This window comes from Desulfovibrio mangrovi (assembly GCF_026230175.1).
GTDB classification, from domain to species: Bacteria; Desulfobacterota; Desulfovibrionia; order Desulfovibrionales; family Desulfovibrionaceae; genus Halodesulfovibrio; species Halodesulfovibrio mangrovi.
On sequence record NZ_CP104208.1, the window covers coordinates 1378562 to 1392183 of the forward strand.

At 54.3% G+C, this 13622-nt stretch carries 21 protein-coding genes and 1 tRNA gene; all 22 read right to left on the reverse strand.

Annotated features, from left to right (window positions below):
- Positions 1 to 18: 18 nt before the first annotated feature.
- Positions 19 to 666: an ATP-dependent Clp endopeptidase proteolytic subunit ClpP gene (gene clpP, locus N1030_RS06320; RefSeq protein WP_265829027.1), complete on the reverse strand. Its 648-nt coding sequence runs from the start codon at positions 664 to 666 to the stop codon at positions 19 to 21.
- Between the two features lie 213 nt (positions 667 to 879).
- A complete protein-coding gene (gene tig / locus N1030_RS06325; RefSeq protein ID WP_265828377.1) occupies positions 880 to 2190 on the reverse strand; it encodes a trigger factor in 1311 nt (436 codons plus the stop codon).
- Positions 2191 to 2288: 98 nt separating this feature from the next.
- Positions 2289 to 2372 (reverse strand) — tRNA-Leu (locus tag N1030_RS06330).
- A gap of 176 nt (positions 2373 to 2548) precedes the next feature.
- Positions 2549 to 3610 carry a selenide, water dikinase SelD gene (gene selD, locus N1030_RS06335; RefSeq protein ID WP_265828378.1) on the reverse strand — a complete coding sequence of 354 codons (1062 nt, stop codon included), beginning with the start codon at positions 3608 to 3610 and terminating at the stop codon, positions 2549 to 2551.
- Positions 3607 to 4521: a selenium metabolism-associated LysR family transcriptional regulator gene (locus N1030_RS06340; protein ID WP_265828380.1), complete on the reverse strand. Its 915-nt coding sequence runs from the start codon at positions 4519 to 4521 to the stop codon at positions 3607 to 3609. The genes selD and N1030_RS06340 overlap by 4 nt, the downstream gene beginning before the upstream one ends.
- Positions 4522 to 4663: 142 nt before the next feature.
- The gene (gene rplQ, locus N1030_RS06345) at positions 4664 to 5125 is read right to left on the reverse strand and encodes a 50S ribosomal protein L17 (RefSeq protein ID WP_265828381.1); all 462 of its coding nucleotides are present in this window, start codon (positions 5123 to 5125) and stop codon (positions 4664 to 4666) included.
- Entirely contained in the window at positions 5115 to 6158 is a 1044-nt protein-coding gene (locus tag N1030_RS06350) for a DNA-directed RNA polymerase subunit alpha (protein ID WP_265828382.1), read from the reverse strand. Before N1030_RS06350 ends, rplQ begins: the two co-directional genes overlap by 11 nt.
- Positions 6159 to 6171: 13 nt before the next feature.
- A complete protein-coding gene (gene rpsD, locus N1030_RS06355; RefSeq protein ID WP_174405920.1) occupies positions 6172 to 6798 on the reverse strand; it encodes a 30S ribosomal protein S4 in 627 nt (208 codons plus the stop codon).
- A 15-nt stretch (positions 6799 to 6813) separates the two neighbouring features.
- Positions 6814 to 7203: a 30S ribosomal protein S11 gene (rpsK, locus tag N1030_RS06360; protein WP_265828384.1), complete on the reverse strand. Its 390-nt coding sequence runs from the start codon at positions 7201 to 7203 to the stop codon at positions 6814 to 6816.
- A gap of 158 nt (positions 7204 to 7361) precedes the next feature.
- Positions 7362 to 7733 (reverse strand): 30S ribosomal protein S13, encoded by a 372-nt coding sequence (rpsM, locus tag N1030_RS06365; protein ID WP_174405922.1) that lies wholly within the window; start codon positions 7731 to 7733, stop codon positions 7362 to 7364.
- Between the two features lie 18 nt (positions 7734 to 7751).
- Complete coding sequence (gene rpmJ / locus N1030_RS06370; RefSeq protein WP_174405923.1) at positions 7752 to 7865, reverse strand: 50S ribosomal protein L36; 114 nt, start codon at positions 7863 to 7865, stop codon at positions 7752 to 7754.
- Between the two features lie 130 nt (positions 7866 to 7995).
- Positions 7996 to 8763, reverse strand: coding sequence for a type I methionyl aminopeptidase (map, locus tag N1030_RS06375; RefSeq protein ID WP_265828386.1), 768 nt, complete (start codon positions 8761 to 8763; stop codon positions 7996 to 7998).
- A gap of 1 nt (position 8764) precedes the next feature.
- A complete protein-coding gene (secY, locus tag N1030_RS06380; protein WP_265828387.1) occupies positions 8765 to 10081 on the reverse strand; it encodes a preprotein translocase subunit SecY in 1317 nt (438 codons plus the stop codon).
- A 7-nt stretch (positions 10082 to 10088) separates the two neighbouring features.
- Positions 10089 to 10538: a 50S ribosomal protein L15 gene (gene rplO, locus N1030_RS06385; RefSeq protein ID WP_265828389.1), complete on the reverse strand. Its 450-nt coding sequence runs from the start codon at positions 10536 to 10538 to the stop codon at positions 10089 to 10091.
- Positions 10538 to 10708: a 50S ribosomal protein L30 gene (rpmD, locus tag N1030_RS06390; protein WP_265828390.1), complete on the reverse strand. Its 171-nt coding sequence runs from the start codon at positions 10706 to 10708 to the stop codon at positions 10538 to 10540. Before rpmD ends, rplO begins: the two co-directional genes overlap by 1 nt.
- Positions 10709 to 10719: 11 nt before the next feature.
- The gene (gene rpsE / locus N1030_RS06395; RefSeq protein WP_265828391.1) at positions 10720 to 11211 is read right to left on the reverse strand and encodes a 30S ribosomal protein S5; all 492 of its coding nucleotides are present in this window, start codon (positions 11209 to 11211) and stop codon (positions 10720 to 10722) included.
- Positions 11212 to 11228: 17 nt separating this feature from the next.
- Complete coding sequence (rplR, locus tag N1030_RS06400; RefSeq protein WP_265828392.1) at positions 11229 to 11585, reverse strand: 50S ribosomal protein L18; 357 nt, start codon at positions 11583 to 11585, stop codon at positions 11229 to 11231.
- 14 nt (positions 11586 to 11599) lie between these two features.
- On the reverse strand, positions 11600 to 12136 hold the full coding sequence (rplF, locus tag N1030_RS06405; RefSeq protein WP_265828394.1) for a 50S ribosomal protein L6: 537 nt from the start codon (positions 12134 to 12136) through the stop codon (positions 11600 to 11602).
- Between the two features lie 11 nt (positions 12137 to 12147).
- The gene (gene rpsH, locus N1030_RS06410) at positions 12148 to 12528 is read right to left on the reverse strand and encodes a 30S ribosomal protein S8 (RefSeq protein ID WP_265828395.1); all 381 of its coding nucleotides are present in this window, start codon (positions 12526 to 12528) and stop codon (positions 12148 to 12150) included.
- An 18-nt stretch (positions 12529 to 12546) separates the two neighbouring features.
- Positions 12547 to 12732: a type Z 30S ribosomal protein S14 gene (locus N1030_RS06415; RefSeq protein ID WP_174405932.1), complete on the reverse strand. Its 186-nt coding sequence runs from the start codon at positions 12730 to 12732 to the stop codon at positions 12547 to 12549.
- Between the two features lie 12 nt (positions 12733 to 12744).
- Positions 12745 to 13284 (reverse strand): 50S ribosomal protein L5, encoded by a 540-nt coding sequence (gene rplE / locus N1030_RS06420; RefSeq protein ID WP_265828397.1) that lies wholly within the window; start codon positions 13282 to 13284, stop codon positions 12745 to 12747.
- 11 nt (positions 13285 to 13295) lie between these two features.
- Positions 13296 to 13619, reverse strand: a complete 324-nt coding sequence (gene rplX / locus N1030_RS06425; RefSeq protein ID WP_265828398.1) for a 50S ribosomal protein L24 — start codon at positions 13617 to 13619, stop codon at positions 13296 to 13298.
- Positions 13620 to 13622: the final 3 nt, after the last annotated feature.

Below are 13622 nucleotides of genomic sequence, written 5' to 3' on the forward strand. Positions count from 1 at the left end.
TTCGGTATCCCGTAGGTCTTACTCTTCCATCACTTCACGACGGGAAGTGAGGATGCGGTCAATGAGGCCAAACTCCTTGGCGCTCTCGGGTCCCATGAAATAATCACGTTCAGTGTGCTCGGCAATCTTTTCGATGGGCTGTCCGGTATGTTTTGCAAGAATTCCGTTCAGGGAATCCTTCATGCGCAGAATTTCACGGGTGTGAATCTCAATGTCGGTAGCCTGCCCCTGATACCCGCCCAGAGGCTGGTGAATCATGATGCGGCTGTTGGGCAGCGCATAGCGCATGCCCTTTTCACCGGCGGAAAGCAGCAGCGCGCCCATGCTTGCGGCCTGCCCCATGCACAGGGTGGCTACAGGCGAGGAAATGTACTGCATGGTATCATAAATGGCCATGCCGGCCGTTACAGCACCACCGGGGGAATTGATATAGAGATAGATTTCCTTCTCTGGATTCTCCGACTCAAGGAAAAGCAGCTGCGCGCAGATGAGCGAAGCCACGTAATCGTCGATGGGGGTGCCCAGCAGAATGATACGGTCCTTGAGCAGACGGGAATAGATATCATAGGCGCGCTCAGAGCGGCCGGTAGATTCAATGACAATTGGCACTGCCATTTCTGACTCCTGATAGGGATGCGATACGTTGAGAAGAAGAGGAAAGCAGATTCGACCGCAAACGGCATGCAGACCGATCCATGGCGCGCCGCAACGTTTTCTGCGCCTGCGCTCTACAGCATGTTGCAAAGTAGCAAATTATGCAAGCACTCCTCAAGATACATACGGCAGGAAAACGTGATTATTTAGGCCTGAAAGAAAAAAACAGGGGAAGCGATGCCGCTTCCCCTGCAAAAGAGGCGATTTTACACCCCAAGCCGGCACTTATGCGTCGGCTTTGAGATCCTTGGGCTCAACTTCGACCACATTGGCCTTCTCGAAGATGGCGTCCATGGCCTTGTCAGCCAGCATGCGGTCACGCAGACCAAAGATCAGGTTGTTCTGCATGTAGTAATCCTTGATGGAGCGGAAGTCCTGACCGGTCTTCATGGCCATCTGCTGGAGCTGCATGTCCACTTCCTGCTCGCTCACTTCCACGCCTTCCTTGCGGGCGGCGGCTACGAGGAAGATCTGGGTCTTGGCAATGCGCTCAGCTTCGGGGCGCATATCTGCACGCAGTTCGTCGGGAGTCTTGCCGAGAGATTCGATGGCCTTGCCCTGACGCTCAACCTTGATCTTCTGGTCCTGCAGCAGGTTGTCCAGGTACATTTCCACCATGGACTCGGGCAGGGGGTAATCAACGGTCTTCATCAGGCCATCCAGCATGGTGGTCTGAGCCTGAGACTTGCACAGCTGGCCGCGGCTCTGCTTGTAGGACTGCACAACGGCGTCGCGCATCTTTTCAACAGATTCAAAGCCGCCGGCCTTGCGAGCCATTTCGTCATCCAGTTCAGGCAGCTTGCGCTCCTGAATGGAGTGCACGGTCACCTTCATGCTGACGGTCTTGCCTGCGAAGTCAGGATTGATGAAATCTTCGGGGAAGGTCACGTCGCCTTCCTTGGTTTCACCAGGAGCAACGGTCTTCACGAGGTTTTCGAAATCTTCCAGGGCCTGCTTGTCGCCGAGGGACATCTGGAAGTTTTCAGCTGCAATGCCTTCGATGGGTTCACCGTTCTCATAAGCGGCGAAGTCAATCACGGCAATTTCGCCGTCCTTGGCGGGACGGTTTTCAGCAAGCGGAACGATTTCGGCCATGTTGGTACGGATGCGGTTGAGCACTTCGTCAACTTCATCTTCCTTGACCATGACCTTTTCCATTTCCACTTCCATGCCTTCGTAGTTGGGCAGCTCGAATTCGGGCAGCACTTCAAAGGACAGGGAGTACTTGAACTCTTCGTCGCGAACCAGCTCGCCGCCGTCGAAGTCGATGCGGGAAACAGGGTTTGCGTTCAGTTCACCAATGATTTCATTGATGTGAACGTTCACGAGATCCTGAGTCGCCTCGGAATATACTTCCTTCTTGAAACGTCCTTCGATCACGCTGGACGGCACCTTGCCCTTGCGGAACCCCTTCAGGTCCACGCTGGTACGGTACATGGCGATGGTTGCAGAAAGGGATGCATTCACTTCGTCAACCGGAACGGTGACGGAAACCTTCTTCTTTACCGGGGAAAGGTCTTCAACGGTATATTCCATGGCTTTTTGCTCCTCCTTGCCTGATGGCAAAAAATCAAAATATGCGGAATACCGACAGCGGGACGGTGCAACATCGCCCCGCCCTGTCGGTCAATATCTGGTGCGAGAAGGGAGACTCGAACTCCCACGGCTAAGCCGCTAGATCCTAAGTCTAGTGCGTCTACCAATTCCGCCATTCTCGCAGGTATGTACTGCTTGCATGTTCATGCAGTCATGAAAGATGCTGCACGAAACTAAGCGTCGCAATGGACGCTGTCAACGCGTAGAAGGCGCGAAGATGTACCATTAGTCGAAGCAGAGTTCAAGCCTCGGAGTGCACTAAATCGTAGTATGGAGACAGGCTTTTGCGTATTCCTGCCTAAGGGAGGATATTCAGGTGCCCGCACTTGTGCGAACCGAGCACTTCGCCCACAACAGCGGCCAGCTCACCGGCATCCTCAAGGCGCTTCACAACCTCGGCAAGCTGCTGCTGCGGAACCGCAAGCAACAATCCTCCAGAGGTCTGCGCATCGAACACCAGATCACGGAGCAAGGGATCGACGGCATCGTCCACCGTCGTACTAAGCGCGAAATGCTGCCTGTTGGCGTAACTGCCTGCGGGAATCATTCCCATGCCGGCCAGTTCTACTGCTTCAGACAGAAAAGGAATGGCAGCAACGGACAATGCAACCTCGCATGCCGAAGCACGTGCCATTTCGAGCAGGTGCCCGCCAAGACCGAAGCCTGTGATATCCGTAACGGCCTTGATCCGCATTTCGCGAACAACCCTGCCGCTCCGGTCATTCAAATGCGCCGCCCATGTGTAGAGCAGATCTTCCAGTGCCTCCTTGCCTTCCCAATCGCCCTTGATGGCAGTGGCAATAACGCCGGTGCCTATGGGCTTCGTGAGAATCAACCCGTCTCCAGGCCGCAAGGCGGCATTGGAGGTATATCCGTCCGGGTCGATCACGCCAGTTACAGAAAGACCATACTTGATCTCGGGGTCCTCAACACTGTGTCCTCCGGCCAGAACAGCGCCCGCCTCCCGAATCTTGTCATACCCCCCGAGAATGATGTCCCGCAGCATGTCCTTGGGCATCGTCTTCACGGGAAAGCACACAATATTCATGGCACACCACGGTTCACCGCCCATGGCGTAGACATCGGAAAGGGAATTGGCTGCGGCTATCTGACCAAAACGATAGGGATCGTTTACGATAGGGGTGAAGAAATCAAGGGTCTGCACCAAGGCCTTGCCTGCAGGAAAATGCAGAATGGCGGCATCTTCGTTATTCGAAGTGCCGGTAATCACCCTGCCCTGCCCTGCGGAATCATCCTTCGGCAGTGAAGCCAGAATCTGCTCCAGGTCCCCCGGAGCTATTTTGGCAGCTCAACCTGCCGCCTTGACCTTATCAACCAGTGTGGGTCTGGAAACTGTCATGCCTGCGTGTTCCGAAGTTGCTTGGTCTTTTCCTTGAGATAGTGAACAAAACCGGTGACTGCGGGGAAGAAATGCCTCTTGGCGTGATGCACACAGTAGAATTGCCTGCGTACAACCACATCTGTCAACGGAATAATCCGCAACTCTCCACGATCAACCATGTCGGAAACGGCCAGTCGCGAAGTCATGCTTACGCCCAGACCTGCCTTTACGCATTGCAAAACAGCCTGTGTGGAATCAACGGTAAGCCCTGCGGAAAAACGGCGCACGTCAACGCCCTTATCCGCGAGAACCCGTGTAAAACTCTTACGAGTGCCTGAGCCGCTCTCGCGCATGATCCACGGATAACGTCCCAGATCCTTGCTGCTGAGGGTGGTGCCGTCAGGAAACAGGTCCGTAGGGGCAATGAAGACAAGCTCGTCGTCAATGATGGGGGTATAGGCCAATTCGGGATGGGTGTCCTGAGCACCGACGATTCCCAACGTCAATTCCCCCTCGGTAACCATTTCAATGATGCGCGAGGAATCGCCCACCTTAAGCTCCATGGTCACGCCGGGATGTCGCTTCATGAAGCCGGAGATTATTGGAGGGATAAGATAATGCGCCGGAATGGTACTACCGCCGACAATAAAATGACCGGTAATTTCATCCTGCAACTGCGTAATTTCAGCCTTGGCGGCCTCTATACTGGCAAAGGCCTGCCGGGCGTACTGATACAGCACTTCCCCGGCAGCTGTGGGCAGAACCATACGCCCCATGCGGTCCAGAAGCTGAACCTCAAGTTCTTTCTCAAGAGACAGAACATGCGCGCTGATGGTCGGCTGCGAAAGAAAGAGCTCTTTTCCGGCTTGGGAAAAGCTCTTCAACTCATACACCTTGCAAAATGCTTCGAGCTTTCTGAAATCGATCATGACTATGCGTTACATCGGTTTTTCCAATAACACAAGAGGCACAAACAATAAGACTACGACAAAAGCAAAAAGACCGCTGTGCGAACACAGCGGTCTTAATAAGCTTCAGTAACAGCGACCCGGTGGGGTCAGCTGATTCTGACTATTCAGCCTTGGCTGCAGCTTCTGCTGCGGCCACAGCCTGCTTCACGGCTTCTTCCTTGGCAACCTTGGGTTCAACCTGGGCTGCCTCAACGGATTCGCCGGGCTTACGGGTCAACTCTATTACGGCCATGGGTGCGTTGTCACCGCGGCGGTTTGCGCCGAGCTTCAGAACGCGGGTGTAGCCGCCGGGAACACCGACATAGAGAGGGCCGATTTCATCAAAGAGCTTCTTCACCAGCTGGTGAGAGCCAAGAACGCTATATGCCTGACGGCGAGCATGCAGGTCGTTGCGGAGGGCCAGAGTGATCAGGGGCTCTACAACGCTGCGAAGGTTTTTGGCCTTAACTTCAGTGGTACGAAGCTTATAATGAGTCAGCAGGGACTTAGCCATGTTGCGGAACATGGCCTTGCGATGAGCGGGAGTCCTGCTCAACTTCTTTCCGGAATTGCTATGCCTCATTTTGCTGCTTCCTCTTCAACCAATCCTGGTATTTCTTCTCAAATCCATCAACCTGCATACCGAAGTCCAGATCCATTTCGCAGAGTACGCGACGGATTTCGTCGAGAGACTTGCGACCGAAGTTCTTGGTCTTCAGCATTTCAGATTCGGAGCGCTGAACCAGTTCGCCAACGAGGGTGATGTTTGCGCTCTTCAGGCAGTTGGTGGCACGAACGGAAAGTTCGAGTTCATCAATGCCCTTGAAGAGATTTTCATTCACACCGCTGTCTGCGGAAGAAGAGCTGGACTCTTCTTCGGAGATGCGCTCATCGAAGTTGATGAACACAGAGATCTGGTCCTTAATGATCTTCGCGCTGTATGCGATGGCATCTTCAGGGGAAATAGAACCGTCGGTCCATACCTGAAGAATGAGCTTGTCATAGTTCGTCATCTGCCCAACGCGAGCCTGCTCAACGGCGTAGGCAACCTTGCGTACAGGCGCGAAGCTGGCATCGAGAGCGATAAGCCCGATCTCGTCACCGAGTCCTTCGTGCATGTCAGCCGGCACATAGCCCTTACCCATTCTCACTTCGAGTTCGAAGGTAAGTTCCTTGTCCTCGGTGAGGGTAAAGAGGTGCAGATCAGGGTTGAGCACCATCACGTGCTGGTTGCCGGGAATGGCAGCAGCAGTAATGGGACCCTTCTGATTTACGGTGAACGCAATCTTCTGTGGCTCTTCCGTATCCATGCCGAACCTGATTTGCTTCAGGTTCAGAATCACGTCGGTCACGTCTTCCAGCACACCTTCGATGGTGGTGAACTCGTGCTGTACACCGGAAATCTTCACAGCGACAATAGCTGCGCCCTGAAGCGATGCGAGCAGTACACGACGAAGAGCATTACCGATGGTGTTGCCGTAGCCACGTTCCAGCGGTTCGCAAACGAACTTGCCGTACTGGGTATCGGCATCACCGGAGCGGGTGATGGTTTCAGGTTTAACCAGTTCAGACCAGTTTCGCGTATTGATCGTCCTGTCGCCTTGTTTGATGAGCATGCTTTATACCCGCTTATTTGGAGTAAAGCTCGACAATCAGCTGTTCGTTGATGGGGAACTGAATGTCTTCGCGCTGAGGCAGAGCCTTAACGGTACCCTTGAAATTGGGACCGTCCACTTCCAGCCAGGTCGGGCAGCCACGACGTGCGATCACGTCCTGTGCTTCTGCCAGAACCGGATTCTTGCGATGCTTCTCATTAACAACGATCACGTCGCCTACCTTCACCTGCATGGAGGGAATGTTGGCCTTGTGGTCGTTCATAGAGAACACACCGTGACGAACCATCTGGCGAGCCTGCTGACGGGAGTTGGCAAAGCCGAGGCGGTAGATAACGTTGTCAAGACGGCGTTCAAGCAGGGCGAGCAGGTTGAAACCAGTTACACCCTTCTGCATGTCAGCCTTTTCAAAATAACCGCGGAACTGCTTTTCCAGAACGCCGTACATACGACGAACTTTCTGCTTCTCACGAAGCTGCAGTGCGTAGTCGCTCACCTTCTTGCGTGCACGACCAGCTGCGCCCGGGGCATAGGGGCGGCGGTCGAAAGCGCATTTGTCAGTGTAGCAGCGATCACCCTTCAGGAACAGTTTAGAACCTTCACGCCGACAAATGCGGCACTTGGAACCATTATACTTAGCCAAGACACTATCCTCCTACTAGACGCGGCGACGCTTAGGCGGGCGGCAACCGTTGTGGGGGATGGGGGTTACGTCACGAATAAACGCGACCTTGAAGCCGGCGGCATTTACAGCACGCATTGCAGCTTCACGACCGGAGCCGGGTCCTTTGACGTAAATGCCGACGGTGCGCATACCGTTTTCCTGCGCCTTCTTGGCTGCAGATTCGGCGGCGACCTGTGCGGCGAACGGGGTGGACTTACGAGAGCCCTTGAAGCCGCTCTGGCCTGCGGAAGACCAGCTTACAGCATTACCCCTAGTGTCCGTAAAGGTGATAATGGTGTTGTTGAAGGTAGCCTGGATATGGGCGATCCCTACGGGAATGTTCTTCTTTTCTTTCTTCTTGCCCGCGCGTTTGGGTCTAGCCATAACTATACTCTCTCAACTGAATGATTGATGGACGGGGTTGGAACCTCGTACGAGCTCAGTCATGACTAAGCCGTGAACGCCGGGCCAATGGGAAATTTTCATAGATCCCTGTGGCTCGGGAGAGATTCCACGCCTGATCCTAAGATCCGTGTAGGAACTTACTTCTTCTTCTTGCCGACAACAGCGCGACGGGGACCCTTACGGGTACGGGAGTTGGTCTTGGTGCGCTGGCCATTTACTGGCAGCCCACGACGATGACGAAGACCACGGTAACACCCGATATCCATCAGACGCTTGATGTTAGAGGACACTTCGCGGCGGAGATCGCCTTCAACCTTGTAGTTGGTTTCGATTTCCTTGCGGATTTCGTTGACTTCTTCTGCGGTGAGGTCGTCAGCACTACGGGTCCAGTCAACACCGGTGGTGTCGAGGATCTGGAGCGCAGTGTAACGGCCGATACCGAAGATGTAGGTCAGGGCGATATCCACCCGCTTGCCTCTGGGGAGGTCAACACCAGCAATTCGAGCCACAATCTACTCCTGCTTCGCTTAGCCCTGGCGCTGCTTGTGCCGGGGGTTTTCGCAAATGACTCTAAGGGTGCCCTTGCGCCGAATTACCTTGCACTTTGGGCACATCTTTTTGACAGAAGGCCTGACTTTCATGATAGACTCCATAAGTCTGGGATCGTTCTGACACAACAAAACTCACGGCAGCACTCCGGCTGCCGGAACGGAGGTCAGTACCATCCTGTTCCGTAAGCCGTCAATACAATTTTCATCATATTGACGTTATTTATTCGGACAAGCTGAGAATCTCAGGTCCGTTTGCTGTGATGGCAACACTATGTTCAAAGTGAGCAGAGAGTTTCCGGTCCTTGGTAACAGCCGTCCAGTTGTCCTCAAGAATGTCCACATCGTACGAACCGACAGTAACCATAGGCTCTATCGCCAGTACCATGCCGACCTTCAGCGGAACTCCCGGCAGCCCCGGAGGAACAAAGTTCGGAATCTCGGGCCGCTCATGCAGCCTGGTACCGATACCGTGTCCCACAAACCGCCGAACCACACCGAATCCATTAGCTTCGACATGCTTCTGTACGGCACGGGAAATGTCATACAAGGAATTGCCATTAACAGCCTGCTCTATTCCGAGCATCAGAGATTCACGCGTTACGGTCATCAACCTGTCAGCCTCTTCGGAAACGGTACCTACCGGATATGTTCTGGCTGAATCGCCATAAAACCCGTTGTAGATAACTCCCATATCAAAGCTGACTATGTCGCCTTCCTGCAACACCCGCTGCGAAGGAAACCCGTGCACAATCTCTTCGTTAACCGAACAGCACAGTGCATAGGGGAATCCGCAGTATCCCTGAAACGCAGGCCTCACACCGAACTGCTTACACAAATTCTGCGTGAGATCTTCAAAGAACATAGTCTTGACGCCCGGACGCACGTGCTCACCAAGAACGTCAAGAATCGTTGCCACAATTCGATTGGCCTCCCGCAGGAGGCCAATCTCTTTGTCATTCTTCAGAAAAACACCGCGAAACTTTTTCAACCTACTGCCTTCCCTTGATTCTGGACTTGTTCATGAGTCCTTCATACTGACGGGAAATCATATGGGATTCAACCTGGGACATGAAGTCCATGGCTACCCCCACAACGATGAGCAGGCTGGTGCCACCGAAGTAGAACGGAACGTTCGCCCATGAAATCAGGGCCATCGGAAGCACACATACCGCGGCGATATAGAAGGCACCCCACAGCGTAATGCGGCTGAGCACCTTATCTATGTAGTCACGAGTCTTCCCGCCGGGGCGGATACCAGGAATGAAGCCGCCGGAGTTCTTCAGGTTCTCGGCAATATCCTTGGGATCAAAGATGATCGCCGTATAGAAGAAGCAGAAGAAAACAACCAGGGCAACAAACAGGATATTATAGAGAATGGTCGTGGGAGCGAACCACGAAGTAATCTGCTGCAGCATCTCGTTGCCGGGAGCGAAGGAGCCGATGGTCGCGGGGAACATCAGCAAGCTCGAGGCGAAGATGGGCGGAATAACACCGGCGGTGTTGATTCGCAGCGGCAGATGAGTGGTCTGCCCGCCGAACATCTTACGACCCATCTGCCGTTTGGCGTAATGGATCGGAATACGACGTTGACCACGCTCCATGAAGACTATGGCGCCGAGCACAATCGGCATCAGTGCCAGAATGATGATCCCCATGAAGATGGAGAGTTCACCGGCACCGATAAGATTGAAGGACTTGAGAATCGCACCGGGAAGACCAGCGACGATACCCGAAAAGATGATGAGGGAAATGCCATTGCCCACACCCTTTTCAGTAATCTGTTCACCGATCCACATGATCAGCACGGTTCCAGCGGTAAGCGTGAGGATAGTGATGAGACGGAATCCCCACCCGGCAGTAAGAACAACCGGAGCACCTGTGGGGCTGGTCATACTTTCCAGACCCATAGCGATACCGAACCCCTGCATGACGGTGATGACCACCGTCAGATAGCGGGTCCACTGCGTAAGCTTCTTACGCCCGGCTGCCCCCTCTTCCTTCGCAATACGCTTCAGGTCAGGTGAAACCACCTGGAGCAACTGAATGATAATGGAAGCGGAGATATAGGGCATGATACCGAGGGCGAAGATCGAAAGATTTCGAAGTCCGCCCCCGGAAAACATGTCAAACATGCCGAACAGGGTGTTTTGGACGCTGGCGAAGAATTCAACGAGAGCGGCAGTGTCTACGCCGGGCACCGGGACATGAATCCCGACACGGTAGAAGGCGAGCAACAGGAACGTCCACATCAACTTCTTCTTCAGTTCTGGCATTCTTGCCAGGTTCTCAACACCACTGAGCGCCACGTTTTACCTACCCTTCAAGCGCCTTGGCTTCGCCGCCGGCGTTTTGGATTTTCTCAACGGCGGAAGCACTGAACTTGTGTGCTTCTACCTTCAGGGCCACAGAGATCTCTCCACGACCGAGAACCTTAACGGCAGCACCGTTGGTAGCGAGACCGCTTGCGTAGATGTCTTCAAGAGACACTTCGCCCTTCTCAGCGAATACTTCTGCCAGACGATCAAGATTCACTACATCGTAGGTGTTCTTGAAACGATAGTTGGAGAAGCCACGCTTGGGAAGACGACGCTGCAGAGGCATCTGGCCGCCTTCGAAGCCGGGACCCTTTCCGCCGCCGGCTCGAGCGTTCTGACCCTTGTGACCCTTGCCAGCAGTCTTACCCAAGCCGGAGCCGGAACCGCGACCTACGCGTTTGCGGGCCTTGCGTTCTTCAGCAAAGGGATAGAGTTCGTGAAGCTGCATTACTCCGTGACCTCCACCAGATGGGATACTTTGGCAATATTACCGCGTACTGCGGCATTGTCCTCAAACTGCTTTTCCTGACGGATCTTCTTCAGGCCGAGAGCGTCCAGAGCCTGGCGCTGTTTCGGCGTGGTTGCGATCCGGCTGCGTACAAGCTTTACCTTGATCATGGTCGTAATCCTTACTTCCTGGGAGCTTCAAGCTTTTTGCCGCGCAGCTCGCTCACATACTCGGCGCTGCGCAGGGAAGTGAGACCAGCGACTGCAGCACGCAGTACGTTGTGGGGGTTGTTGGTGCCGATAGCCTTTGCAAGCACGTCGTGCACACCAACAGCTTCCATGACGGCGCGAACTGCACCGCCGGCGATGATGCCGGTACCCTTGGAAGCGGGCTTCAGCAGAACGCGGCCTGCGCCGAATTCGCCGAGCACTTCGTACGGCAGAGTGCCGTCCACCAAGGGAATTTCAACCATGTCCTTCTTCGCGCGCTCGGTGGCCTTGCGGAGGGCTTCCGGAACTTCCTGGGCCTTGCCCAGACCGAAACCTACGGAACCCTTACCATCCCCAACGACTACAAGGGCGCTGAAGCTGAAACGACGGCCGCCTTTCACAACCTTTGCTACGCGGTTGAGAGAGACAATCTTCTCAATTAAGCCGAGTTCGTTCTGTTCCATGCCAATACCTATACCTGTTAGAATTCCAGGCCAGCTTCACGAGCTGCGTCAGCGATTGCCTTGATGCTGCCGTGATAGATGTAGCCGTTACGGTCGAACACCACGCGCGCGATGTCCTTTTCCTTGGCGAGGCGGGCAATTTCGGCACCAACTTTACCAGCGCCGATCTTGTTAGCCTTCAAGGTTTCACCATCCTTGCCAAGGGCCAGAGTGGAAGCGGACGCAACGGTCGCACCAATCTGATCGTCCACCAGCTGGGCGTAGATATGCAGGTTAGACCTGAAGACGACCAGACGGGGACGCTCCGCAGTACCGGAGATCTTTTTGCGGATGCGGACCTTGCGGCGCAGCCTTTTTTCGTTCTTGGACTTCATTTGTCTATACCTGCCTATTTACCTGCAGACTTACCGGCCTTGCGGCGGATCTGCTCATTTTCGTACTTAATGCCCTTGCCCTTGTACGGTTCAGGCTTGCGGATACGGCGGATAGACGCTGCAAACTCGCCAACGAGCTGCTTGTCTGCGCCGGATACGGTCAGCTTGTTCCCTTCAGCCTTAGCTTCGAGTCCCTTGGGGAGCTCAACAACTACGGGGTGGGAGAAACCAACGGCAAGTTCAATGGAGCTGCCCTTCACTGCGACCTTGAAGCCAACGCCGATGACTTCCAGGGTCTTGGAATAACCCTTGGAAACGCCTTCGATGCAGTTGGCAAGAAGAGTACGACGCAGGCCGTGCTGAGCACTGGCCTGACGGGTCTCATTCTTGCGGGTGAGTACTACGTGGCCGTCGGCCATTTCGTAGTTCAGGCACGCTTCGACAGGAGTAGAAAGGCTGCCCTTGGGGCCCTTTACCTCAACAACGTCCGCACCGATCTTTACTTCAACACCGGAAGGGATCGGGATAGGCTGTTTTCCGATTCGAGACATGACTGCACCTGCTACCAGATTTCACAAAGAAGTTCGCCGCCGGTGTTGGCGTCTTTAGCAGCGCCACCTTCGAGCAAACCACGGGAGGTGGACAGGATGCAGATTCCAAGGCCGTTCTGAACCTTGGGAATCTCCTGAGCACCGACGTAAACACGACGGCCAGGCTTGGAGATCTTCTTCAGACCGGCGATAACCGGCTTGCCCTGATGGTACTTGAGGGCAATCTTGATCTCACGGTCGCCTACCGTGTAATCGTTCACGTAACCTTCTGCCTTGAGGATGAGGGCAATGGCTTCCTTCATCTTCGAGCGCGGCACACTCACTTCCTGATGCAGGGCCAAGTGTGCGTTGCGGATACGCGTCAGCATATCAGCAATAGGATCAGTCAGCATGTAATTCTCCTTGTGACTTTACCAGCTCGACTTGCGAACACCGGGCAGTTCACCACGCAGAGACATGTTGCGGAAGCAGATACGGCAGATGCCGAACTTACGCATGTATGCGCGGGGACGCCCACAAATGGGACAACGGTTGTATGCGCGAGCACTGAACTTCGGCTTGCGCTTTGCTTTAACTTCAAGCGACGTACGAGACACGGCTGTTTCTCCTTACTTCTTGAAGGGCATGCCCAGCTGGTCCAGCAGGAACTTGCCTTCTTTGTCAGTGGTCGCGGTGGTCACGATAGTGATGTTCATACCCTTCGGATTGTCCACGCGGTCCACTTCGAGTTCGGGGAAGATAGTGTGCTCCTTGATGCCCAGGGTAAAGTTACCACGGCCATCAAAGCCACGATCCGGAATCCCGCGGAAGTCGCGGACTCGGGGCAGCGCGAAGTTTACCAGCTTGTCATAGAAGTCCCACATCATGTCCTTGCGGAGCGTTACACGGCAGCCGATGGGCATGCCTTCACGCAGCTTGAACGCAGCGATGGACTTCTTTGCGCGGGTGATAACTGCCTTCTGCCCGGCAATGACGGAGAGCTCCTTAACGGCTTCTTCGAGAAGCTTGTTGTTGTTGCTTGCTTCGCCAAGGCCGATGTTCAGGGAGATCTTTTCCAGCCCGGGAACCTGCATGGAGCTCTTATACTGGAACTCCTTCTGCAGGGCCGGCACCACAGTTTCCATATAGATCTTTTGCAGACGGTTCATCGTCTTTCACCCTATCCAATGATTTCGTTGCACTTTTTGCAGAAACGGACTTTTTTGCCGTCTTCGGTGTAACGGTAGCCAACCTTAGTGGGGCTGGCGCAAGCGTCACACATGACCATCACGTTGGAAACGTGGATGGGCATTTCCTTTTCGACAATGCCGCCGGGCTGCTGCAGGTAAGGGTTAGCCTTGGTGTGGCGCTTTACCACGTTTACCTGCTCAACAAGTACTCGGTCCTTCTTGCGAAGGATCTTGAGAACCTTGCCGATCTTGCCCTTATCCTTACCGGAGACAACCATTACTTTGTCGTCTTTGTGAATACGATACTGCTTCATGGT